The sequence below is a fragment of the Longimicrobium sp. genome, from assembly GCF_036388275.1.
Taxonomy (GTDB): Bacteria; Gemmatimonadota; Gemmatimonadetes; order Longimicrobiales; family Longimicrobiaceae; genus Longimicrobium.
Genome location: NZ_DASVSF010000113.1, coordinates 238,909 through 262,064 on the forward strand (window position 1 = coordinate 238,909; position 23,156 = coordinate 262,064).

A 23,156-nucleotide genomic window follows, 5' to 3' on the forward strand; every position below is an offset into this window, starting at 1 on the left:
CGGCGGAAGGGTATCGGCCCCGGTGCCGACATCATCCGCCGGATTGGTTAGATTGGAGTTCCCTCCATCCTCCCCCTGCCTCCACCGCCCACGCGGCGCGAGGCAACCTTCCGCGATGCCCCGGCATCAATCATGTCCGGACCCCTCGAGCGGACCATGGAAGAAACCGACATCCACCTGATCCACCAGGCCAAGCACGGCGACGGGGCCGCGATCCGCGAGCTGTATCAGCGGCACGCGCAGCGGGTGTACGCCGTGGTCAAGCGCCTGGCGGGCCACGACGAAGCCCTCGCCGAAGACTGGGCCCAGGAAGCCTGGGTGCGCGCCATCCGCGCGCTTCCCACCTTTCGCGGCGAGTCGCGCTTCACCACGTGGCTTCACCGCATCGCCGTCAACAGCGCCCTTCACGGACGCCGCAGCCGGCTGCGCAAGGCGGGGCGGGAGACCGCGATGGTGGATGACGATTTTTCCGTGCGCCCCACCGCCGAGAACGCGCTGCTGCGGCACAAGCTGGAGCGTGCCATGGAGCGCCTGCCCGACGGGATGCGAAAGGTGCTCGTTCTTCACGACGTGGAAGGCTACACGCATGAGGAGATCGGCGAGATGCTGGGTGTGAACCCCGGAACCTGCAAGAGCCAGTTGTTCAAGGCCCGCGCGCGGATGCGCAAGCTGCTCAGCCCGCTGCCGGCCGATGAACCCGCGGAGGAGGAGATGGCCGCATGTGGCACCTGAACCCCGAAGACCTCGCCCGCCTGGTGGACGAGGCACCCGAGCCCGCCGAGGCCGCGCACCTGCGCGAATGCCTGGTGTGCCGGCGCGAGCTGTCGGAGATGCGCGACCAGACCCAAGCCTTGGCCTCGCTGGCCGGGGACGGACCGGCGCCCGGCGCGTGGGACGACCTGGAGGCCCGCCTGCGGGCCGAGGGACTGATCCGCGGCGCCACCGTGACGCCGCTGCGCCCCCGGTGGATCCGCACGCACGGACTGCGCGCCGCCGCGTCGCTCGCCCTGTTCCTGCTGGGCGGCACGGCGGGCGCGGCGCTGTGGAATGCACGCACGTCGCGGCAGATGGCGGCCGTCGCCACGGCGCCGGCTCCGACGCCCGCCGCGGCGGAAACGCTGGCGGGAACGCCGGCCGAATCGTCGTTCGCCGGCCTCATGGGCGGCACCACGCCGGAAGAGGCGCCGCGCTCGTCCGTGCGCCTGGCGAGCACCGCGCGCGCCGCGGTGGACACGCCCTCCGCCATGCGCCCCCGTAACCCGACGCCGCGCCCCGCGCCGGTGCGGGTGACCCCGCGCCAGGCCGAAGACGCCGCCCGCCAGCTGCTGCAGGCCCAGGCGGCGTACGTGGGCGCGCTGCAGCGCTACGCGGCGATCGCAGATCCCAACAGCGGCAACCCGCCGGAAACGCGCCTCGCCGCGCTCGACCGGCTGGTGACGCTGACGGCCGAGGCGCTGGAGCATGCGCCCGGCGACCCGGTGATCAACGGATACCACCTCGCGGCGACGGCCGAGCGCAGCCGCCTGCGCCGTGAGCTGGAACAAGACGCCCAGACCGCCTGGTTCTGAGGCTTTCGCGAAGCAAGACCTGACGGAGATACGAACGATGAAGTACCGCAACCTGATCCTGCCGCTGCTGGCCGCGGCGCTTGCCCTTCCCGCCACCGCGCGGGCGCAGGAAGACACGACCGCCCACGGACGCCGTCCGGGGATGATCGGCGTGGTGTTCGACGTGAAGGACGGCGACGACGCCGTGCGCATCATGGAGGTGCGGCCGGGCTCTCCCGCCGCGCGCGCCGGCGTGCGCGAGGGCGACGTGGTGGTGCGCCTGAACGGCCAAGCCGCCACCGGCCGGACCTTCGACGTCCTCCCGCGGCGCCTGCAGGCCGGCGACACCGTGCGGCTGCGCGTTCGCCGCGACGCCGGCGGGGAGCAGGACGTGGTGATCGTGGCCGCGCCGCGCCCCGGCCAGATGCAGATGGCCGGCCCCACCCGCGAGCGCATGAGGATCATCATCAACGGCGACACCAGCGACGTGCCGTTCGGGGCCATGCTCCACCAGCTGGACTCGCTGAGCGAGCACCTGCCTCTGGAGGCCATGGCGCTGCGCATCGACAGCCTGCACTCGCGGCTCCTGGACATCGACACCACGGTGCTGCGCTTTCACGTGGATTCATTGATCACCATCCTGGGCGACAGCCTTCCGGTGATGATGCGCCGCATGCCGAACATCGAGATCATCGGCGCGCCCATGGGCGAAGGCATGATGCCCCTGCGCGAAGAGGTGCGCGTGCACGGAGGCATGCCGTTCGATGGGCCCGGCGCGCAGCCGTTCCTGATGGAGCTGGGCCGCCGCTCGGCCGCCGGCGCCGAGCTGGCCGAGATGAACGAGGGGCTGAGCCGCTACTTCGGAAACGTCCGCGAGGGCGCGCTGGTGATCGACGTGGGCTCCGACACCCCCGCGGCCCGCGCCGGGCTCGAGGCGGGCGACGTGATCGTCCGCGCGGGCGGGCAGAGCGTCAACGACCCCGAGGACGTTCGCCGCGCCCTGATGCGCTCCGAGAACGGCAGCACCGAGGTCGAAGTGGTGCGCCAGGGCCGCCGCCACACGCTGAACCTGCAGTGGGAAGGCAGCGGAGTGCGCACCTTCCGCCGCGAGCTGCGCCCGAGCCGGCGCGAGAACGTGATCATTCGCCGGGGCGCCGGAGAGTAAGCACGGTTCGACGGTCATCACCGTCACGACGTAGAGCACGGAAAAGCCCGGGCGCGCATCAAGCAGCGCCCGGGCTTTCTCTATCTCCCGCGCCCCCACGATCAGGGGGAAGTTGACGCGCCTTGCTCGCCGGTGGGTTGCTGCAGGCTGGGCCCGAGCGTGCGCAGCACTTCCGCGGTCGTGTAGGTTTTACAATGCGCGGGAGATTCGCTTTCACACTTCAGTTCCGCGTCCCGCGTATGCACACCACGTATGGTGAGCCGAATGAGGTACTCGGTGGTCACACCCATATCCGGAGGGGTGCCGGGATACCTCTCGGTCTTCTCCCACCCCTGGTAGCGCACGACCTGAAAGAACGGGAACCCTGCGGCGCGCGCGAGTTCCGCGGAACGGTAGTAAGCACCGATCTCGCGCAGGTGATCACGGTTGATTCCCGCCTTGGTCCTGAAACTGACCTCCCAGACCCCTTCACCAAGCGATTTGTCCGAGTGTCCAGGGCTTTGCAGGAAGTTGGATTTCATATACAGGGGCGGAGTGCACCCGGTGAGGCCGGCGAGCGCCACCAGGATCAGAAGCTTACGCATCGTTTCTCTACAGGAGGGGTCTACGGGTGAGCCGCGCCGGGCGCACGTCTATCGCTCGTGCAGCCAGCGCGGGGCCTGAGAGGCACTGCAGTCGGTACCGTCGCTACCCGCGGCTACCGCCGCACCACCGTCGGCGTCCGCGCGAGAAGCCGGGCCAGCACGCGCCGCTCCGTCCGCCACTGGGCATCGTACCCCACCTGCTCGGTGGCGCCCTGGAACTGCGTGGCGATCTTGGGATCCACCGGCTGGCCCTTGCGACGCACTTCGTAGTGAAGGTGCGCCCCCGTCGCCAGGCCGCTCGCGCCCACGTAGCCAACCACGTCCCCCTGCCGCACCGGCTGCCAGGGGCGCACCGCCACGCCGGAGAGGTGAGCGTAGCGGGTGGTGTAGCCGTTCGGGTGCTGAACCTCCACCATGTTGCCGTATCCGCCGCGAACCGCCGCGAATGACACGCTTCCGTCCGCCGTGGCGCGCACCGGCGTGCCGTAGCGGGCGGCGTAGTCGATGCCCGTGTGGGGGAGAATGCGGTTCAGGATGGGGTGCATGCGGTTCATCCGGAACGGCGACGTCACCCGCAGCACGTCCAGCGGCCCCGACCAGGGCGTGGCGTCCAGCGACTGCCCGCCGTCGTCGTAGTAGCCCGGCGTCTTGGCGGTCTCGTACAGGAAAACGGTGTGCAGCCCGCCGCCCACCGCGGCCTGCGCCGCCAGCACCTGGATGGACCGCGTGCTTCCGTCCGGCCGCTTCACCCGCTCGTACGCCACCTTCAGCCGCCCGCCCGTCTCCAGCTTTCGCTCGCGCAACACGGGGACGAAGATCTTGTCGAGGTGGCGGCCCACCATATCGCGCTCGGCATCCGTCAGGTCGCTGGCGATCACGCGCAGCGCGTCGCGAAAGCTTCCGCGCGCAAACCCGCCGATCAAAAGCGTGTCGATGCTGACGGGAATGGCGCGCGCCGCCGGCAGACGGACCGCGGCCTCGTCCGGCTCCGCACCCGGCCCAGCCAGGGCGACGGCGGAGGTAACGGCGAGCACCGCCGCCGCGATGATCGCGGTGGCGAGTCCGGGCGGCTTGATGCCGCGGGGCGTAGAGGGTCGGAATGCGGTCATACTCTGCCGGCGGAGGGCCGGCACCTGCGACGGGTACAGGGATGTGCGGATGACGCAACAAGATAACCGGGCGGGCGCTCCGGGGAAAGCTTTGTCGCTCAGCGCCGGGGCGCAGCCTGCAGGCGCCGCCAAGGATGGTGGGGCTTGATCTCGGCGTTCAGGTAGCGCCCCTTGCTGTCCGCATCCAGCAGCGCGTGGTACGTCTCCTCGGGCACGTCGCCGTATTCGTACACGCCGCCATTCAGGAACTCCACCTCCAGCACCTGCCGCCCGGGATCGTATCCCGCGCTGGCCAGGCTCGACGAATCCAATGGTTGCCGCTTCATCCATCCACCTCCAGTCCCGCGCGCCGCCGTCTTCACGGCGATCCGTTCATGCCGTTTACTTTAAGTTTACTCTGTGCACTTTTTGTTCCGCGCGCAGTGTTCGGCAGAAGCGGGATTGTGGAATTCAGGTAGTGGAATTCGACCAGTCGTGACGGGCAGCGGCAAGATCGTCGTCGAACGCGGAAGCTTCCTCCGGAGTGAGGCGCGGCAGGGACGCGAGTAGATCGGGCAGATCACTGAGTCGCCTGGCCGAGCGCACTGGGCCGAGTTCGGCGACTGCCCTGCCATCGCGCATCAGAACGAAGCACTCGCCCCGAGTATCCACGCGGTCGATGTAGCCCGTGAGGTTCCGCGCGACCTCGGAGACGGGAATCGTGTTTCGCACGGGCTCAATCCTTGGAGAATGTCGACGCGTACACTCACATTATTGGATTCGGCGCGGTTGTCCAGATCGAGCGCTCCAGCTGATTAATGTTGGACAGTATTCGCAACCCCCGGACGTAGGAAAGTCCAAGCGCCCCCGCGATCCACTCGCGGGGGCGCTACTTTCGTGACCACGATCCCGACACAAAGCAGGATCTCTCAGGTGCTGCTTCGAGCAACGGTTTGGCGGAGTCGATCCGCGAGCTGAAGAAGCGTTTTTGCTCGGGCCTCCAGGCTCGCGGCAATGCGTTCCACGCTCGCATCTGTCGGAGTACGCGCGCCCCGCGACCACTCTCGAACGGTTCCGTAGCTCCCGTCCATCTCTTCGGCAAGGTCCCTCAGGTTGAAAGGAGCATCCCGGAGCGCATCCTGGACTGCTTGCGCCACCTCTTCTCGGCTACCGCTCCCTTCAGCCATCGACGAACTCCTGTTGGCACTATTGCCAACTAACGTTAGGTTGGCTATACTGCCAACGCTGGGGTGAGAGATACCGTCTCAGCACCGGAAGCCCTCCCGAGCAACAATCGGCAACGATAGCCCGGTCGGCTCGCGAGGGGCAAGGCGAAATGGTAGATATCAGGAGCAGATGCCGATGAGAATGCAGCCAAGGCCATCACCTGCGCGCATCTTGGAGATGCTGACGGACCGCTTCGGCGCGTTCGAAGCAATCGCGTACTTGAGTATCAAGCTCGCCCGCTCAGCGCCGGAGGAAGATCGCGCGATGGATGTTCTGGTAGCCGAGGCGATCTTGGAGTTCGGCGATGATCTTCGTGCCGCATGCACAGCCGTGGGTGACGAAGGTGACTCGGATTTCGACGCGAGTTCGCTCCCGGACAGCTACTGAACGGCGCCCCATGGGTGATCGAAGAGTGCCGGGCGCATCAAGGAGGCGTAGCATGAGCGCTGCGACGGAGAGTGACGCTCGGATTCGCGAAATCCGGGTCACCGACGACAAGATCATCGCGGACTTGATGGACGGGCGCACGATCAGCGTACCGCTTGCCTGGTCCTGGCGCCTCGCCGAAGCGACTCGCGAGCAGCGCGCGAACGTCCGCATCATCGGCAACGGCCAGGTAGCTCGCTGGCCGGATGTCGACGAGGACATCAGTGCGCGCGGGATGCTGGCCGGGGTCCCTGCGCCACGCCCGAAGCAATTCGCGTAACGACTGGCGCCAACGAGGAGCGCCCCCGCGATCCACTCGCGGGGGCGCTTATCGTTCAGCGGATGCAGGGGATTACTGGGCCGCGCCGGTGCGCAGGTAGTCCAGCACCAGGCCCGTCATCGTGCGCATGCCGATGGGGATGGCGGCGTCGTCGGCGATGAAGGTGGGCGTGTGATGGTCGCCGCTCTTCTGCCCCGGAGGCGTGGTGCCCAGGCGGTAGAAGAAGGTGGGCGCCACGTTCGCGAAGAACGCGAAGTCCTCGGCGCCCGTCGTGGGCGGCACGTCGACCACGTTGCTCCCGCCCATCAGCCGCGCCAGCGTGGGGTGCAGCCGCCGCGCCAGGTCTGGGTTGTTCACCGTCACCGGGGTGATGCGGTCGTACTGCAGCTCGTACGAGCCGCCGCCCGCGCGCGTCACGCCGTCCAGGATCTCGCGCATCCGCCGCTCCACCTCGTCCTGCACCGCGGGGTCGAAGGTGCGGACGGTGCCGTGCATCTCCACCTGCTCGGGGATGATGTTGTTTCGCTCGCCGCCGCGGATCAGCCCCACCGTCACCACGCTGGGGGTGAATGGCGACAGGTTGCGCGAGCGGATGGTCTGCAGCGACAGCACCGCCTGCGACGCCATGACGATGGGATCGATCGCCAGGTGCGGCGATGCCCCGTGCGACTGCCGCCCCTTGATGCGGATGATGAAGCGGTCCGCCGCCGCCATCGCCGGGCCGGGTGTGTAGCCCACCTTGCCCACCTCCATCTGCGCAAAGGTGTGAAGCCCAAACACGGCCTCGGGCCTCACGCCGTTGAACACGCCCTCATCCAGCATCAGCTTGGCGCCGCCCTGCTCGCCCGGAGGCGCGCCCTCTTCCGCGGGCTGAAAGACGAAGACGACCGTGCCCGGCACCTCGGCGCGCATCCCCGCCAGCACCGAGGCCACGCCCATCTGCACGGCGGTGTGCACGTCGTGACCGCAGGCGTGCATCACGCCCACCTGGTTGCCCAGGTACTCGGTACGGACGGTGGATTTCCAGGGGTAGTTCGTCTCCTCCGTCACCGGCAGCGCGTCCATGTCGGCGCGGACGGCGATGGTGGGGCCAGGCCGTCCGCCACGAAGGATGCCGACGACGCCGGTGTGGGCGATGCCGGTGCGCACCTCCAGCCCCAGCGAGCGCAGGTGGGCGGCGACGACGCCGGCCGTGCGCGTCTCGCGGTTGCTGAGCTCGGGGTTCTGGTGCAGGTCGTGGCGGATCTCGGTGATGCGGGGCGCCAGGCGGTCGACGGCGGTGGCCACGCGCGCGTCGGCGGCCTGCGCCTGGACGGCCGCGGGAGCCACCGCCAGCGCCGACAGCGCCAGCAAGGTGCGGTACTGCATCATGCGTCCTCGGGAGTGGTGGATGGGGATGGATGCTCCCTCAATCGTGCGCTCCCGCGGCTCGCAAGTCAATCCGCTGGATGGAAAACGGCGCGGGGCCGGGCGTGTGCCCGGCCCCGCGCCGTACCTCGATCTATCTGCCGGCTTTCGCGTCCTTCGTGGCGGTTAGCGCGCGCGTTCCAGGCGGATGTCGCCGCTGATGGTGGTCACCGACAGCTCCGCGCCGCCCCGGCCGATGGTGCCCCGGGCGCTCTGCCCGATGCGGATGTCGACGTGGACGCCGCCGTCATCGTCATCGTCGTCGTCATCATCATCGTCGTCGGTCATGTGGCCCCGGCGCAGCGGAAAGTCGCTGTGGATCTCGCCGGAAAGCGTCTGGGCCTCCACCTCGGCGCCCACGTTGCCGGCCAGGCGCAGGGTGACGTCGCCGCTCACGCTGTTGAACTCCATCTCGTCGCTGTCCGTCTGCGCAAAGGTCGCGACGACTTCGCCGCTGACGGTGGAAGCGCGCGCCGGGCCGCTGGTGGAGACGCGGACGTCGCCAGACACGCTCGCGGCCTCCACGGGGCTGCGCAGCCCCTCGGCTACGATGTCGCCCGACACCGTGTTGGCGGCCAGCTTGACGCCGGCAGGGACGCGGACGGTGAAGTCGATCGCCGCGTCGTCGCCGTCGATGTTCCCGTTGTTTCCGCGGCACGGGCCGTCTCCGTCCACGTCCGTGCGCCTGCCGTTGCCGCGCCCACTACGCTGCGGATAGATGGTGCAGATGGTGATGCCGTCCCGCGTTTCCACCGCCTCGATGCGCACGTCGGCCGCGCCCCGCCCACGCCGCCGCCCGATGACCTCCACCTGGTCGCCCGATGCCGTCTCGGCGGTCACGTTGCCGACGATGCCGTTGATCTCGATCTCCTGCCCGCGCGCCAGCCGGCCAGACCAGCGGAAGTCCTCCTGCCCCGCCACCGCCATCGATCCGAACTCCGTAGCCTGCTGAACCGCGGGGGTGCCACCATCACGCGTCGCGCCGACAAAGCCCATCACGGCCGCCGCCGCGGCAACCATCGCTTCGTACCGCATCATCCGTCTCCCTGTTGTCGAGTTGGGGGATTCGCGCCGCGGAACGCACCGCCGCCGCATCCGAAAGGATTGGATGCGAGGTCCGGCGAAATGGTTTGAAGGGGAGGGTACGCGCACCAGGACTGCCGAAGCGCGCCTGTCATCCCGACGGAGCGGCCACGATGCACTCGCCCCTGCACCGTAGCCTGCAGCGACTGAGGGATCCGCCACACACTCCGCGAAACGAACCGTGGTTCTCCTCCGGACGAGTCGAGTCGTTGCCGTTCGGGCTGACGAGAAACAGAACGGCTCCGTGTTTCCGCGGTCTGAAGCGTTCGATGCGTAATAGGTGGCGGATCCCTCAGTCGCTGCGGAGTACAGCCTTCGGGCCGGTCCGGTGTGGTCGCTTCCATCGGGATGACATTGCGCGCTCCCGGCAGGTGCCGCGGGCGGGCAGGTGAAGCCCCGCCGCTACCCGTGCCGCTGGTTCACCCGCAACGCAATCCGCGCGGCGACGCCCAGCGGAAGCAGGCGCCCGAACAGCGTGGCCGCCCGGTTCGCCGCGCCGGGAACCACGTGAGCCCGGTCCGCGTCGAACGCGTCCAGTCCCCCCGCGACCACCTGCTCGGGCGTCAGGTAGCCCGGCTGCCCCTCGTACACGCGCGTGCCGGCCACCGCCTGGAACCCGCTGGGCGTGGGCCCGGGGCACAGGGCCATCACGCGCACCCCGGCTTGCCGGTTCTCCACCGCCAGCGACTCCGAGAGCGACAGCACGAACGCCTTGGTGGCCGCGTAGGCCGCCATCGAGGGCACGGGCTGAAAGGCGACGATTGAGGCCACGTTGATGATGCCCCCCGCTCCGCGCTCCCGCATCTCCCCCACGGCCAGGTGCGCCAGCTCCAGCAGCGCCGTGCAGTTCAGCGACACCATCTCCGCCTGCCGCTCCCTCGGCAGCTCGTGGAAGCGGCCGCGCAGCCCGAAGCCCGCGTTGTTCACCAGCAGGTGCACTGGATGCTCGGCCGAAGCCTGTTCCCACGCCCGCGCCGCGGCCCCGGGCACCGCCAGGTCCGCGGCAACCACCTGCGTCTCGATGCCGTGCTCCCGCCGCAGCGCATCGCCCAGCGCCTGCAGCCGGTCCGCGGAACGCGCGCAGAGCACCAGGTTCATCCCGCGCGCCGCAAGCGCCCACGCGAACGCCTCGCCGATGCCCATCGACGCGCCCGTCACCAGCGCCCACCGGCCGCGGTATTCGAAGGGCCCGGAGCCGGCGGACCGGGAACGCTCGGACGGATGATCGGGCATGGTAACAATCGAAGGCAGGAGAAACGAAAAGGGCGCGGGAATCAGCTCCCGCGCCCTTCGCGTTGCGAACTTCGCGCCCGCTCACGTCGTGGTGCGCCGGTCGTGTCCAGCCGCTCGATACGAGCCGGCCACTTCTGGTGCCACACCTGCGAGGCTCCCGCGCCGGCTTCTTGGTTATTTCGGGAGACGTCCGCCCTTCAGCAATCACATCCCAAGATCCTATACCGTGCAGTTAGCGGGATCAGCTACGAACTCCGCGAGGGACTCACACTCAAACTCGAACTCGCCAGTCTCATGATCGAGTGCGAGCACCTGACCGGCAGTGAAGTCGCCGAAACCTCTCAAGCAGAGCGCGTAAACGACCCCAAAGCCGTTCTTCTGCGCAAAGAACACCACGTTGTGGAACTCCTCGACGGCAGGAATGGGACCCTCACTGCCGCCGAAGTAATCCCGTAGCTGCTCCGGCTGCTCCAGGATTTGTGGAACGCTCAGGTACAGCGGATTCCACCCTGGTCCCCAGTACTTGTCCCGATAAGCAACCCCGTTGAACTCGAACAACATCGAACGATGATCAGGGTGCAAGCCTGAGCCGAAAGTGTTCTCCAGCCGAGCGATGTCCTCGCTGGTTGCAGGGGCCGCGAACCTGTACTCGCTCGCGAGATAATCGCGATCCTCGAATTCCTCTATCGCTTCATCCAACAGCGTTTTCCACTGCGCCATGTCGCACCTTCAGTTGCGTGACAAGAGCGTTTCAGGAAAACGAACCGGACGCCGGCCCAGGAACGTCCCGCATGACCGGCGCTACCAGCTGAGCCCGCTGTCCAGCAGGGCCTGGGCCTCGTCGGCGCTGGCCGGGCGCGAGAACAGGTAGCCCTGCCCGTACTCGCAGCGCAGCGCGCGGATCTGGCTGAGCACGCCCGGGTTCTCGATGCCCTCCGTCACCACCTCCACCCCCAGCGCCTGCGCCATGGCCACGATGGTGCGCACGATCTGCAGCGGGTCGTCGCCCGCCCCCGTCACGAACGAGCGGTCGATCTTCAGCGCGTCCAGCGGCAGCCGGTGGAGGTAGCTGAGCGACGAATACCCGGTGCCGAAGTCGTCCACGTGAAGCCGCACCCCCAGCGCCTTCAGCCGGTGAAGCATGCCCATCACCGCCGCGGACTGCTGCAGGATGGTGCTTTCGGTGATCTCCAGCTCCAGCGACCCGGGCTCGATGCCCGTGCGGGCCACCACCTCGGCCACGCGGTCCACCAGGTCCGGCTGCGTGAACTGCCGCGCCGACAGGTTCACGGCCATCCGCATCCCCGCCCCGCCGGGCCGGTCCTGCAGGGTGCGCAGGGTGGTGCACGCCTGCTCCAGCACCCACAGCCCCAGCGGCAGGATCAGCCCCGTCTCCTCGGCCAGCGGCACGAACTCGTCGGGCTGGATCATGCCGCGCGTGGGGTGCTCCCACCGCGCCAGCGCCTCGAACCCCGCGATGCGCCCGGTCTCCAGCTTGACGATGGGCTGGTAGTGCACGCGCAGCTCGCCGCGCTGCAGGGCATGGCGCAGGTCCGTTTCCAGGTGCAGCCGGGCGATGGCCTCGGCGTGCATGGCGGGATCGAACACCTGGTAGTGGCCCTCGCCGGCCTCGCGGGCACGCACCATGGCGATGGTGGAGTCGCGCAGCACGTCCTCGGCGCGCTCGTACGTCCCCTCGCCCAGGACGATGCCGATGCTGGCGCCGCTGAACACCTCGCGCCCGCCCACGCGGAAGGACGCCGTCAGGGTGCTGTGGATGGAGGCCGCGATGCGGGCCGGCTCGCGCACGCCCCGCACGTCTTCCAGGAGCACGGCGAACTGGTCGCCGCCGACGTGGGCGATCATGCCGTCGGGGGGAACGCACTCGCGCAGGCGCTCCGCCGCGGCGCGCAGCAGCTCCTCGGCCGAGGCGCGGCCCAGGCTGTCGGCCACCAGCTGCACCCGGTCGATTTCCACCGCCAGCAGCGCGAAGTGGCCCTGCCCCATGCGCGCCAGCTCCACCGCCAGCTCCAGCCGGTGCGTCAGCAGCCCGCGGTTGGGCTGGCCCGTCACCGCGTCGTAGTACGCGCTGCGCAGCAGCTCGCGCTCCAGGTGCTTGCGGTGCGTCAGGTCTTCGCAGCAGGTCACCAGCCCCAGGGGCCGTCCCGACGCGTCGCGCACCACGTCGGAGCGCAGCATCACCGGAAAGGTGCTGCCGTCCTTCCTGACGTTGATGGTTTCGCGGTTCCACCCCTCGGCCGTCGCCATCTTCTCGGGCGCCAGCGGCCGGGCGGCCGCCGGCGGGGCGAAGATGCGGGCGTGCTTGCCGATCAGCTCGTCGGCCTCGTAGCCGTGCATCCGCGCGTCGGCGGGGTTGATGTAGAGAATGCGCCCGTTCACGTCGGTGACGGTGACGCCCAGCGTCATCGTTTCCACCGCCTTCTTCAGCATCCGCAGGTTCAGGCCCCGCTTGGAGGCGCTGCGCGCGGCGATGGCCAGCGCCTCCTGCACGCCCGGCGCGTCCTCGCGGCGCGCCACCAGGTGCGAGGCCAGGATGGCCAGCGACGAAAGCAGCTCCACCTCGTCGTCCGTCCACACCCGGGGGCGCGAATCGGCCACGCACAGGATGCCCGCCACACGCCCGTCCGCCCGGTGGAAGGGGATGCCGGCGTACCCCACCTCGCCCAGCCACAGCGTGGGGTCGGCCAGCACCTCGGGTTGCTCGCGGGCGTCCCGCACCAGCAGCGGCTCACCCGATTCCGCGGCCAGACGGCAGAGCGAACGCGGCAGCGCGGCCTCCCGCCGGGCGCGCCAGCATTCGCCACAGCCGCCCGCGGCATACGGTCCGCCACCATCCACGAGGGAGATGACGGACACCGGGGCAGACACCAGGCGCACGGCGAGGGAGGCCAGGCGTTGGAAGCCTGCCTCGGCACTGCCCCCACGCTCGTCGAGCGTCGCGAGGGGGGAGCCGCCGTACGCGTTCAGCAGCATCACGGGCGAACCTGCTTCAGGAATTGGGATCAGTCTCGCCCCGGTAAAGAGCAAGGGCCGTGCGAGAGTCGCGGCAGTTTCGTCGGGTGGGCGATCGGGGGGGATGACGATGCATGATAACGACACGTCACTTCAGCCGGTAGGCCCGCCTGCAAAAAGCGTCCGCCCTGGAATTTCCAGGGCGGACGCCAAATTTTTCCTTCAGGCGACGCAACCTATTGGCGGCACGGCGCATTGGGGTCCTGGCGCGGCCCGTTCACCGTGGGCCGGCGGTCGCGGTTGGCCACCTCCAGCGCGATGTCGTGCACAAACCCCGCGACTCGTGCAGAATGCTCGTAGTCGATGTACTGCGCCTCGTCGGTCAGCATGTGGTAGTGCGGGTGGTACCCCAGCGACAGGTACGTGATGGGAATGCCGTGCCGCGCGTACATGAAGTGGTCGCTCCGGCAGTATCGGTTGGCCGGGTGCCCGGGCGCGTCCCACGTGTAGTCGATCTGCATGGGCGTGGCGCGGCGCGCGTTCAGCCCGTCGATCAGGTCGCCCAGCTCGGTGGAAAGCCGCCGCGAGCCGATCATCTGGAGGGAGTACGGCCCGCCCCGGGCCACCTCCGTCGCGCGGCCGTGCCCCACCATGTCCATGTTCAGCACGGTGACGATGGAGTCGCGGGGCACCGTGGGATGGTCGGAGAACCACTGCGAGCCCAGCAGCCCCGCCTCTTCGGCGGTGTGCGAAAGGAAGATCACCGACCGGCGCGGGCGGGCGGGCGACGACGCCATCCGTTCGGCGATCTCCAGCAGCACCACCGTGCCGCTGCCGTCGTCGTCGGCGCCGTTGTAGATGCTGTCGCGCCGCGCGGGACGAAGGGCCCGCAGGCTGTCGAGAATGCCCTGGATGCGCGCGCGCTGGGCCGCGGACGGGGCGCCCGGGCGGTCGTTGGCCCCCTGGGGCCGCATCACCGTGTTGTAGGCCACCAGCGAGTCGTGGTCCATCGCCTGCTCGGCGATGCCCTCGTGGTCGTTGTGCGCGCTGATGCCCACGAACTGGGCGCGCAGCGACGGGTCGGAGCCGCGCAGGATGGCCACCACGTTGCGGGCGGGCGCGTCCGGCCGCCGCGAGCCGAAGCGGAAGGAGCCGGTGACGGCGCGGCCCTGCGTTCCCGGGCGCATTCCCGCCAGCGGCGCCCCCATCATCCGCTCCGCGGCCGCCCGGGTGACGGTCATCCCGGCGGGGCCGGTGGGCGCCTGCGCGCCGGGCTGCTCCAGCTCCGCCGATTCGCCCTGCCCGAGGGTGAGCACGGCGGGCACGGTGATGTCGCTCGCGGCCACCGCCACGGCGGCGGCGCGGGGAAAGCGGGCCCGCGGATAGCCGGGCCACCAGCGGCCGTTCGGCTGGCCGTTCTCACCCGTGGGGGGCAGCAGCACCACCACCTTGCCGGCGGCCTGCGCGTCGGTGATCAGCTCGGCGCCCAACTGCCCGCCGAAGACCACCGGCGTGTTCTGCGCGCGGAACTCCGCGCCGAAGGGAAAGGTGTTGCCCAGCGGGGGGAGCGGCGAAAAGTCGGTCCACGGCGTCAGCGCCTGCCCGTTGGCGGAGAGCGACACCCCGGGGGCGATGCCCTTGACGACCAGCGGGATCGTCTGGAAGAAGGTGCCGTTCTCGCCGCCCGGCTCCAGCCCCATGCGGCGGAACTCGGCCGCGATGTAGTCCGTGCCCATCACGTTGCCGCGGTGCCCCGCCTGGCGGCCCATCATGGAATCGTCAGCCAGCACGTACAGGCGGCTCATCAGGTCGCCGGGGGTGATCTCGGCAACCGTGGGCCGCGCCTGGTACTTCAGCGGCAGTTGCACGTCGTGCTGCGCCGGCCCCGCGGCCGGGGCCGGCGCAGGCGACGGGCCCTCTTGCACGGGCGCGGGGGGCGCGCACGCGCCGGCCAGCACCGCGACGGCGGGCAGGCCGCGGGCGAGAATGCGGTAAACGGTCACTCCTGGCTCCTTGCGTCGGTCGTCGAGAATCGTGAGCTCCCCGCGAAGATACAGCCCTCCCTATGCGCGGCAAGCGCGGGGCCGCGCGATCGGCCATCGAAATACACGAGACTCCCACACATTCGCTCCCGTCACCCGCACTCGTGCAATCCACGCTCCCCTTCCCGCCACGCGATGCAATACTGCAATGTGCCCGAGAGCGACGCTTTCAGCCACACAACCAGCCCGTCCTCCACAATCGGCATCCTCTCCCGCCACGTACGACACTCAACGGCCCACCTGTGGCGCAATACCCACGCCGGAAAGCGGCCATGTAAATTCATTGCCATGACGCAAACGAACGCGGAAGTTGGGGCCCCTGCCACTCCCCGGCTCCCGATCAGCGATGCCCATCTCCACCTTCCGCGAAGCCCAGGAACGTTACGCGCGTATCAGGCGCGATGCATACGACCTCGTGGAGGAGCGTATCCAGAACCAGCGGGCCATCACCACGCCTGTCCGGCTCGCCGACATCGACGTGCATGCGCTCGACGTACGTTGGCGCACATGGACGCACCCTCACTGGTCCGGTTCCGGAGGATGGAATTGGGATGACATCACGCGCTCAGTTCTGCGTCGGCCCTCAGCCTTTCGAGTCGCGGTATGGAGCGGAGATCGGCTGCTCGCGCTGGCTGTCGGACGGGCATCCAAACGCTTGGCGTCCGGACGGCATCAGACGCTGTCACTGCACTTCATCGAGAGCCACCCCGACAGGAGGCATCCGCTACGGAATCGCATTCTGGGAATCATCTTCAATGCCGCCGAGGAATACGGTCGTGCGATCGGAGCAACCCGGCTACGATTGGTCGACCCACTGCCCGGATCGGCACCGTTGTACTTGCACGTAGGGTTTGGCATTGCCGGACGTTATGGACAGCATGTATACTTGGAGAGGCCCATCGGATCCCATGTACCCAGAGATGGAGACCAAGCATGACGAAACCGACTGAATTTTACCAAGGCGTGCCTGGTATCGCCGGGCGCGACCGGCCGCGGCGGCAGCGCTCCCCTGAGGAAGAAGAAGCCTTTCAGCAAGCCGTGAGACGGCCCGGTTTCTGGGAGTCGCTCAGCCCCGAAGTCCAGGCGGAGTGGGAAGCGTTCGACTGGCCGCAGCACCCGGTCGGCAGGCCACCGGAGATCAGGGACATTCCGCGCCGGCCCAGGCGGCGGGGCGAGCCGCCTCGCGAGGGGTGAACGGAAGAGGCCCCGCCGGGCGTGGCGGGGCCTCTTCGCGTGCGGGGGCCAGGGCGCCGCGCGGCGTTTGCGTTCGCCCGGCGCAGGCCGCATCTTGCCGCCGGCCACGGGCCCTTACGCAACCCGCACCAATGCTGGAACGATGACGGATACGAGCACTTCGGGCTTTCGCACCGAGCGCGACTCGCTGGGTGAGATGCAGGTTCCCGCCGACGCCCTGTACGGCGCCCAGACGCAGCGTGCGGTCGAGAACTTTCCCATCAGCAACCTGCGCTTTCCACGGCGTTTCATCCATGCGCTGGGCACCATCAAGAAGGCCGCCGCGCAGGCCAACGCCCAGATGCAGCTGCTTGACGGCACCGTGGCCGATGCCATCGCGCGCGCGGCCGACGAGGTGATCGCCGGCCGGCTGGACTCGCAGTTCGTGCTGGACATCTTCCAGACGGGGAGCGGCACCAGCAGCAACATGAACGCGAACGAGGTGATCGCCACCCGCGCCACGCAGCTGCTGGACGGCGGCACCCGCGTGCACCCAAACGACCACGTCAACATGGGGCAAAGCTCCAATGACGTGATTCCCACGGCCATGCACGTCAGCGCCCGCGTGGCCATTCACCAGGACCTGGTGCCCTCGCTGGAGCGGCTGCGCGACGCGCTGCTGGCCAAGGCCGCCGAGTTCGACGACGTGGTGAAGAGCGGGCGCACCCACCTGATGGACGCCACGCCCGTGCGGCTGGGGCAGGAGTTCGGCGGCTACGCCAGCCAGGTGGACCACGGCATCCGCCGGCTGCGGAACGCCGGCGAGGAACTCGCCGAACTGGCGCTGGGCGGCACCGCGGTGGGCACCGGCACCAACGCCGTGCCGGGCTTTCCCGCCCTGGCCATCGAAAAGATCAGCGAGAGCACGGGGCTGGAGTTCCGCGAGGCCGAGAACCACTTCGAGGCGCAGGGCGCCAAGGACGCCTACGTGTCGGCCTCGGGCGCGCTGAACACGCTGGCCGTGTCGCTGATGAAGATCGCCAACGACATCCGCTGGCTGGCGAGCGGCCCCACGTCGGGGCTGGCCGAGATCGGGCTTCCCGCCATCCAGCCGGGCTCCAGCATCATGCCGGGCAAGGTGAACCCGGTGATGAGCGAGGCCATGATGATGCTGTGCGCGCAGGTGATGGGAAACCACGTGGCGATCACCGTCGGCGGCCAGCACGGCAACTTCGAGCTGAACGTGATGATGCCGGTGATGGCGCACAACTTCCTCGAGTCCGTTTCCATCCTGGCGAAGGGCTGCGACGCCTTCCGCACCAACGCGGTGGAGGGGATCACCGCCAACCGTGAGCGCTGCCGCGAGCTCCTGGAGCGCAACCCGAGCATCGCCACGGCGCTCAACGCTTACATCGGGTACGACGAGGCCGCCGCGGTCGCCAAGGAGTCGGCCAAGAACTTCGAGTCCGTCCGAGACGTGGTGAAGCGCCGCGGCCTGCTCAGCGACGAGCAGCTGGACACCGTGCTGAACGTGCGCGACATGACGGAGCCGGGCATCCCCGGCGGCGGCTGACGGATGGGGGTGAGAGGCACCCGTGAGCAGGGTGCTCTCACCCTCCGCTTGATCACGGCGTCCGTGGGACCAGTTTGACAACATGGGGGTATGGAGGATGGAGACCGGCTACCATGGAACGAGCGTCCAAGCAGCACGGCGCATCCTCTTGGAAGGCTTTGAGCCCAGCCGTAATGAATACGACTGGCTGGGCGACGGAGCGTACTTCTTTCAGGGCGCGCCCGCGCGCGCACTCGACTGGGCTCGTGAACGGTTCGGCGCGGATGCCGCGGTGGTCGGGGCGGAGATCGACCTTGGGGGGTGCATCGACCTCCTGGATACCCGGTGGAACGCCGTCGTGCGGGAAGCCTACGACGGGCTTCTCGCGATCCTGGCCCGCGAGGGATTGCCAGTTCCTCGCCAGGGGGCCGGTGCGCACCGGCTGGACCGCGCCGTGATCAACCATGCGGCTGGCCTGCTGGAAGAAACCGGAATGCAGGTGCGATCCGTGCGTGCGAGCTTTCGCGAAGGGGATCCTCTCTATCCCGGTTCGGCATTGTACGACCGGGCGCACGTACAGGTCTGCGTCCGCGACCTCAGTGCCATCATCCGCGCTTGGAGGGAGAGATGAGTGAGGACCACACCGGCAGGCCGTTCGATCCGGACACCGCGCGGCGGGCCATTCAGAATTACTACGCCACGACGGATGCCAGGCAGGTGATCGACGACGTGCGGCGATTCTCTCCGGAACTGGCTACGCGGCTCGGGATCGCAACACCCCGCCCGACCACTGTACGCACCGGCATCTTCCGTCGATTCGGCCGTTCGATCCACCGCCTGTTTTCCTAGACGCCCTTTCGCCGCACACAGCGCCGCTGGCCGGGTGCGGCCTGCCAGGCTGATGAGCACACACGACACGAGTCCCCACGTTCTTCCCTGCGGCCACTCGGTCCGCGACCCCGCGCAGACGCACTACTGCACCTACCTGCATCTGCCGCAGCTGCTGTCGCTGCAGCCCGGCCCGAACGAGGTGCGGCACCCCGAGGAGCACCTGTTCGTGGTGACGCACCAGTCGTTCGAATTGTGGTTCTCCCAGCTGCGCGTGGACCTGCCCCGCATCATCCAGGCGCTGGACGCCGACGACCTGGCGATGGCGGCGTGGCTGGCCCAGCGCTGCACCGGCGTGGTGCGGATGTTCTCGCCGATGATGCGCATGCTGGAAACCATGACGCTGGGCGGCTTCTACGCATTCCGCAACCACCTGGTGCCGGCGAGCGGCGGCGAGAGCGGGCAGTGGCCCGAGATCGAAATCCTGTCCGGCGCACGCGAGCCCGAGTTCCGGCGCTACCTGCAATCGGAGATCAATCCCGACCCCTCGTCCGTCCCGCATACGTACCTGTGGACGGACCGCCTCGCCGAACTGTGGGACCGGCCGTCTGTGGCCTCCGCGGCCGAGGCGGCGTTCGCGCGCCGGGGAGTAACGCCGGCGCAGGCGTACGAGGCGTCGCACCGGGGCGGCGGGCACGGCGACCTCACCGCACTCGCCGAGGCGCTGCTGGATTACGACGAGGAGGTGCGCATCTGGCGCTTCATCCACGCGCGCACCGCGGAGCGCACGGTGGGGCGGGAAACGCCGGGGACCGCCAACACGTCCGGCGTGCGCTTCCTGGAGCGGATGGCGACGCACCGGCAGTCGTTCTTTCCCTTCCTGTGGGACGCCCGCGCCGAGTTGTGGCAGCGCATGCAGGGCGGCGCACCCGCGCGCCCCCGACTCCCGGCATCTGCCGAATGCCTCGGTATCGAATCGGTTGACCCGGCGGATCGAGCGGTGTAGCCGCGGCGGATCGTCATCGTGCGATGGATGCCGATTGACCGATCGCCATCGAACGAACCGCCTGATCCACGTCCCTGGACCGGCCGCCTCCTCACGGGGCGGCCGGTCGTCTTCATATCCGCATCGAAAATCACGCCTAGAGGCCTGAAACCCCGCGGGCGGCACGGGGTATCCCGTTGCGCCGGTCCCGGTTGGGGCCGGCGCATCCTCGTGATCGCTGCCGCATGCGCAACCCGTTCATCCTCCCCCTCCTGCTGGGCCTCGCCGGCTGCACCACCAACATGTCGAACATCGAGGGGCCGCGAGCGAACGCCATCCCCACGGCGTACCCGTGGAACAGCATGATCTACGCGGCCCGGACGGACGCGGGCGTGGTGCTGGTGGACCTGGGGTGGCAGAACGCGGAGGATGCGCTGCGGCGGGGGCTGGCGCAGATCGGCGCGCGCCCGGAGGACGTGACCGACGTGTTTCTCACCCACAGCCACCGCGACCACATCGCCGCATGGCCGCTGGTGCGGCACGCGCGCTTTCACGTGGGGGCCGGTGAGGACGCGCTGTTCTCGGGACGAGCCGGGCACGCCGACTCGCCCTCGCGGCTGGCGGAAATCGGCATCGGCAACCCGGCCCCGTGGGCGGGGGAGGTGAACGTCCGGGCGTTTCAGCGCGACACGATGTTCGTGCTGGGGGCCGACACGGTGCGCGCCTTCGTGGTGCCGGGGCACACGGCCGGAAGCGCAGCGTACCTGTTCCGCGGCGTGCTGTTCGCGGGCGACGCCGTCAACCGCTCGTACTTCACCGGTTTCCGCCCGGGTTTTCCCATCTTTCACGACGACGAGCACCTGAACCGGGCCAGCCTGGCGGAGCTGTTCGAGCGGGTGAAGCCGTACGACGTGCAGTGGGTGTGCACCGCCCACGGCAAGTGCGCCCGCCCCGACGAGCGATTCATGCAAAAGGTGCTCGGGCGAGACTGAAATCAACCGCGAGAGTACAGAGATACAGAGAAAAGCCGGAGATACAGAGGAAGGACTGGTTTTCCTCTGTATCTCCGGCTCTTCTCTGTACCCTCTCTCTGTACCCCCGCTTTTTTCTTTAGCTCGTCCCGCCGCCGGCGAGATAAGCGCGCGCCGCGGCGTGCAGCACGTCGACCGCCACGGGCATGCAGCTTTCGCACAGATTGAAGCGGGGCGAGTGGTGGGGATGCAGGATGCCGCGCTCCTCGTTGCGCCCACCGACGAAGAAGTAGCATCCCGGCACGCGCTCCAGCACCACGCCGAAGTCTTCCGCTGCCATCGTCCGCACGTCGGGATCGGTGCGCACCCGGTCCTCGCCCACGATGCGAACCGCCTCGCGCCTGACGATCTCCGCCATCCGGCCGTCATTGACGGTAGGGGGCGCCTCGGGGCGGTAGTGGAACTCGTACGTTGCGCCCATGGCCGCGCACACGCCCGAAATCACCCGCTCTACGCGATCCGGCAGCTCCTTCATCACGGCGGGGTTGAAGGCGCGCACGGTGCCTTTGAGCGTCGCGGTCTCGGCGATCACGTTGTGGGCGGAGCCCGCGTGAAAGGCCGCGACGGTCACCACGGCCGCCTCCAGCGGCGAGACGTTTCGCGACACCACCGACTGCAGCGCGACCACGCACTGGCTGGCGATCAGCACGGCATCCACGGTCTCGTGCGGGATGGCGCCGTGGCCGCCCTTGCCGCGGATGGTCACCTCGAACTCTCCCGCGCCCGCCATCTGCGGCCCGCCCACGACGCCCACCACGCCGCTGGGAAGCCCCAGCCACACGTGAAGTCCCAGGGCGGCATCCACGCCGTCGAGCACGCCGGCCTCGATCATCCCCAGTGCGCCGCCCAGCCCCTCCTCGGCGGGCTGGAACATGTACTTCACCGTGCCGCCCCACTCCGCACACGACCGCGCCAGCCGCTCGGCCACGGCCAGCCCCACCGCCACGTGCGCGTCGTGTCCGCAGGCGTGCATCACCCCCGCGTTGGTGGAGGTGAAGTCGTGCGCGCACTCCTCCGCGATGGGCAGCGCGTCCATGTCGGCCCGCAGCAGCAGCGTGGGGCCGGTGCCCGCGCCCCCGTGCAGCGTGCCGACCACGCCCGTCTCCGCCACACCGGTCTGCACCGCGTACCCCGCCGCGCGCAGGCGCTCGGCGACGATCCCGGCCGTGCGGAACTCCTGGAACCCGAGCTCGGGGTGCCGGTGCAGGTCGCGGCGCGTCTCTACCAGCAGTTCGGTCTCGGTGGCCGTCACGGTCTCCGTCTCCACGTCGTCATCTGCGTCTCCTTCCAGCATTGCGCGCCCCGGCAACGGGGGGCCGCGAGGGGACAAGGATAGTGCGCGGCGGGGAGGGTCGGCAAACTGGCCGGGCGATGGCGGCTTGGGTACGGGGGCGAACAGAACGCCTCGCTCACGGTACAAAGGGCACGAGGTGCTGACCCCCTGACCCGGTTTTTGCATGGGGCGGGGAGGACGGCAAGCCCGCATACTCAGGTTCGGCAACTCATGACGCTTTCGACCGTGCTCCTCGTGGAGGACAACGAGGACAATCGTACCATTTACACTACCATCCTCCGCCACGTCGGGCACGACGTCATCGAGGCGTCCAACGGTGAAGACGGCATTCGCCTGGCGCTGGAGCGACAGCCCAACGTGATCCTGATGGACGTGGCGATGCCGGGAATCGACGGGTGGGAAGCCACTCGCCGGCTGAAGGGAGATCCGCAGACGGCGCGCATTCCCGTAATCGCGCTCACCGCCCACGCCATGGCCGAAGACCGCCAGCGCGCGGTGGATGCCGGCTGCGAAGGCTACCTCGCCAAGCCCATCGAGCCGCGGCGCGTGGTCGAAGAAGTCGCCCGCATGCTGGCGCGCATCGCCGCCGCCGAGTAGGGCGGACGCCACCCGCCACCGATCGAACGATCGCAGCCCTCCTCGCTCTAGCGGGGAGGGCTGTTCGTCGTCACGTCCTCGCGGGCGGCCCGACCCGCCGCACTCACGCACTCACACACTCACGCACTTTCGCACTCCCCCTCCGCGCGATACCCTGCACGCTCATCGAGCCCCGAACCGAGACGAAGAAGGAGAGAACCGCGAATGGAGGTGTTCACCCAGCAATGGTGCACGGCGTGCTGCGAGCGGCTGAACGCCCGTGAGGCGTACCGCGAAGCCGCCGCGGAATGGGAAGGTTCCGTGGTGCTGCTGATGACGGCCGATCCCGCGCAGGGCATCGACGCGAGCCGTGCCGTGTTCATCGACCTGCACCACGGCGCCTGCCGCGGCAGCCGCGTGGCTACGAACGCGGACCTCGCCTCCGCCGCCTACGTGTTCCAGGCGGGCCCCGCGGCGTGGAAGCGCCTGCTGTCGGGCGCCGACCCGGTTGCCACCGCCATGACCGGCGCACTGAAGCTGGCCCGCGGCAACCTCTTCGCCCTGGCCAGGTACGCCGCCGCCGCCCGCGAGATGGTGGCCGCCGCCGGAGAGGCGGGCGGCACCTTTCCCCCGCCCCGCGGCTGACCCCGGCTTCACGCCCG

Annotated in this window: 23 protein-coding genes; 12 read left to right on the plus strand and 11 right to left on the minus strand. The window is 69.1% G+C overall.

Annotated features, from left to right (window positions below):
• Window positions 1–132: 132 nt before the first annotated feature.
• The 3 genes from VF632_RS27440 to VF632_RS27450 are packed head-to-tail and all read left to right on the plus strand — an operon-like array spanning window position 133 to window position 2,712.
• Window positions 133–732, plus strand: a complete 600-nt coding sequence (locus VF632_RS27440) for an RNA polymerase sigma factor (RefSeq protein ID WP_331026157.1) — start codon at window positions 133–135, stop codon at window positions 730–732.
• On the plus strand, window positions 720–1,568 hold the full coding sequence (locus tag VF632_RS27445) for a hypothetical protein (RefSeq protein WP_331026158.1): 849 nt from the start codon (window positions 720–722) through the stop codon (window positions 1,566–1,568). Before VF632_RS27440 ends, VF632_RS27445 begins: the two co-directional genes overlap by 13 nt.
• Before the next feature lie 37 nt (window positions 1,569–1,605).
• Window positions 1,606–2,712 carry a PDZ domain-containing protein gene (locus VF632_RS27450; RefSeq protein WP_331026159.1) on the plus strand — a complete coding sequence of 369 codons (1,107 nt, stop codon included), beginning with the start codon at window positions 1,606–1,608 and terminating at the stop codon, window positions 2,710–2,712.
• Window positions 2,713–2,813: 101 nt separating this feature from the next.
• Here VF632_RS27450 and VF632_RS27455 read toward each other — a convergent pair whose 3' ends face one another.
• The 4 genes from VF632_RS27455 to VF632_RS27470 form a co-directional block, all read right to left on the minus strand.
• Window positions 2,814–3,296, minus strand: coding sequence for a CC0125/CC1285 family lipoprotein (locus VF632_RS27455; RefSeq protein WP_331026160.1), 483 nt, complete (start codon window positions 3,294–3,296; stop codon window positions 2,814–2,816).
• Between the two features lie 113 nt (window positions 3,297–3,409).
• A complete protein-coding gene (locus VF632_RS27460) occupies window positions 3,410–4,405 on the minus strand; it encodes a M23 family metallopeptidase (protein WP_331026161.1) in 996 nt (331 codons plus the stop codon).
• 98 nt (window positions 4,406–4,503) lie between these two features.
• The gene (locus VF632_RS27465) at window positions 4,504–4,731 is read right to left on the minus strand and encodes a KTSC domain-containing protein (RefSeq protein WP_331026162.1); all 228 of its coding nucleotides are present in this window, start codon (window positions 4,729–4,731) and stop codon (window positions 4,504–4,506) included.
• A 124-nt stretch (window positions 4,732–4,855) separates the two neighbouring features.
• Window positions 4,856–5,116, minus strand: coding sequence for a hypothetical protein (locus VF632_RS27470; protein WP_331026163.1), 261 nt, complete (start codon window positions 5,114–5,116; stop codon window positions 4,856–4,858).
• A 666-nt stretch (window positions 5,117–5,782) separates the two neighbouring features.
• Between VF632_RS27470 and VF632_RS27475 the strand changes: the two genes are divergently transcribed.
• Both VF632_RS27475 and VF632_RS27480 read left to right on the plus strand, forming a co-directional pair.
• Complete coding sequence (locus tag VF632_RS27475; RefSeq protein WP_331026164.1) at window positions 5,783–5,998, plus strand: hypothetical protein; 216 nt, start codon at window positions 5,783–5,785, stop codon at window positions 5,996–5,998.
• Between the two features lie 52 nt (window positions 5,999–6,050).
• Window positions 6,051–6,317, plus strand: coding sequence for a DUF2442 domain-containing protein (locus VF632_RS27480; protein ID WP_331026165.1), 267 nt, complete (start codon window positions 6,051–6,053; stop codon window positions 6,315–6,317).
• A gap of 72 nt (window positions 6,318–6,389) precedes the next feature.
• On the opposite strand, the gene VF632_RS27485 is transcribed toward VF632_RS27480, so the two are convergent.
• The 6 genes from VF632_RS27485 to VF632_RS27510 all read right to left on the minus strand — a co-directional run bounded on the left by VF632_RS27485 (window position 6,390) and on the right by VF632_RS27510 (window position 15,016).
• Window positions 6,390–7,688 (minus strand): amidohydrolase, encoded by a 1,299-nt coding sequence (locus tag VF632_RS27485; protein WP_331026166.1) that lies wholly within the window; start codon window positions 7,686–7,688, stop codon window positions 6,390–6,392.
• Window positions 7,689–7,850: 162 nt separating this feature from the next.
• Window positions 7,851–8,762 carry a DUF4097 family beta strand repeat-containing protein gene (locus tag VF632_RS27490; RefSeq protein ID WP_331026167.1) on the minus strand — a complete coding sequence of 304 codons (912 nt, stop codon included), beginning with the start codon at window positions 8,760–8,762 and terminating at the stop codon, window positions 7,851–7,853.
• Window positions 8,763–9,209: 447 nt separating this feature from the next.
• Window positions 9,210–10,040 carry an SDR family oxidoreductase gene (locus VF632_RS27495; protein ID WP_331026168.1) on the minus strand — a complete coding sequence of 277 codons (831 nt, stop codon included), beginning with the start codon at window positions 10,038–10,040 and terminating at the stop codon, window positions 9,210–9,212.
• A gap of 219 nt (window positions 10,041–10,259) precedes the next feature.
• Window positions 10,260–10,760: an SMI1/KNR4 family protein gene (locus tag VF632_RS27500; RefSeq protein ID WP_331026169.1), complete on the minus strand. Its 501-nt coding sequence runs from the start codon at window positions 10,758–10,760 to the stop codon at window positions 10,260–10,262.
• An 81-nt stretch (window positions 10,761–10,841) separates the two neighbouring features.
• Window positions 10,842–13,034 carry a putative bifunctional diguanylate cyclase/phosphodiesterase gene (locus VF632_RS27505; RefSeq protein WP_331026267.1) on the minus strand — a complete coding sequence of 731 codons (2,193 nt, stop codon included), beginning with the start codon at window positions 13,032–13,034 and terminating at the stop codon, window positions 10,842–10,844.
• Window positions 13,035–13,249: 215 nt separating this feature from the next.
• Complete coding sequence (locus tag VF632_RS27510; protein ID WP_331026170.1) at window positions 13,250–15,016, minus strand: M28 family metallopeptidase; 1,767 nt, start codon at window positions 15,014–15,016, stop codon at window positions 13,250–13,252.
• A 1,375-nt stretch (window positions 15,017–16,391) separates the two neighbouring features.
• On the opposite strand from VF632_RS27510, the gene VF632_RS27515 reads away from it, so the two are divergent.
• From VF632_RS27515 to VF632_RS27535, 5 genes are all read left to right on the plus strand, one after another.
• Window positions 16,392–17,801 (plus strand): class II fumarate hydratase, encoded by a 1,410-nt coding sequence (locus tag VF632_RS27515; RefSeq protein WP_331026171.1) that lies wholly within the window; start codon window positions 16,392–16,394, stop codon window positions 17,799–17,801.
• A 97-nt stretch (window positions 17,802–17,898) separates the two neighbouring features.
• On the plus strand, window positions 17,899–18,411 hold the full coding sequence (locus VF632_RS27520; protein ID WP_331026172.1) for a hypothetical protein: 513 nt from the start codon (window positions 17,899–17,901) through the stop codon (window positions 18,409–18,411).
• Window positions 18,408–18,629, plus strand: coding sequence for a hypothetical protein (locus VF632_RS27525; RefSeq protein ID WP_331026173.1), 222 nt, complete (start codon window positions 18,408–18,410; stop codon window positions 18,627–18,629). Before VF632_RS27520 ends, VF632_RS27525 begins: the two co-directional genes overlap by 4 nt.
• A 52-nt stretch (window positions 18,630–18,681) precedes the next feature.
• Complete coding sequence (locus tag VF632_RS27530; RefSeq protein ID WP_331026174.1) at window positions 18,682–19,614, plus strand: tryptophan 2,3-dioxygenase family protein; 933 nt, start codon at window positions 18,682–18,684, stop codon at window positions 19,612–19,614.
• Between the two features lie 224 nt (window positions 19,615–19,838).
• Window positions 19,839–20,585: an MBL fold metallo-hydrolase gene (locus VF632_RS27535; protein ID WP_331026175.1), complete on the plus strand. Its 747-nt coding sequence runs from the start codon at window positions 19,839–19,841 to the stop codon at window positions 20,583–20,585.
• A gap of 118 nt (window positions 20,586–20,703) precedes the next feature.
• Here the strand turns inward: VF632_RS27535 and VF632_RS27540 are convergent, their stop codons facing one another.
• The gene (locus VF632_RS27540; RefSeq protein ID WP_331026176.1) at window positions 20,704–21,891 is read right to left on the minus strand and encodes an amidohydrolase; all 1,188 of its coding nucleotides are present in this window, start codon (window positions 21,889–21,891) and stop codon (window positions 20,704–20,706) included.
• Between the two features lie 237 nt (window positions 21,892–22,128).
• On the opposite strand from VF632_RS27540, the gene VF632_RS27545 reads away from it, so the two are divergent.
• Window positions 22,129–22,515 (plus strand): response regulator, encoded by a 387-nt coding sequence (locus VF632_RS27545; RefSeq protein ID WP_331026177.1) that lies wholly within the window; start codon window positions 22,129–22,131, stop codon window positions 22,513–22,515.
• Window positions 22,516–22,719: 204 nt separating this feature from the next.
• Complete coding sequence (locus VF632_RS27550; RefSeq protein WP_331026178.1) at window positions 22,720–23,139, plus strand: hypothetical protein; 420 nt, start codon at window positions 22,720–22,722, stop codon at window positions 23,137–23,139.
• The last annotated feature ends 17 nt before the right edge of the window (window positions 23,140–23,156 follow it).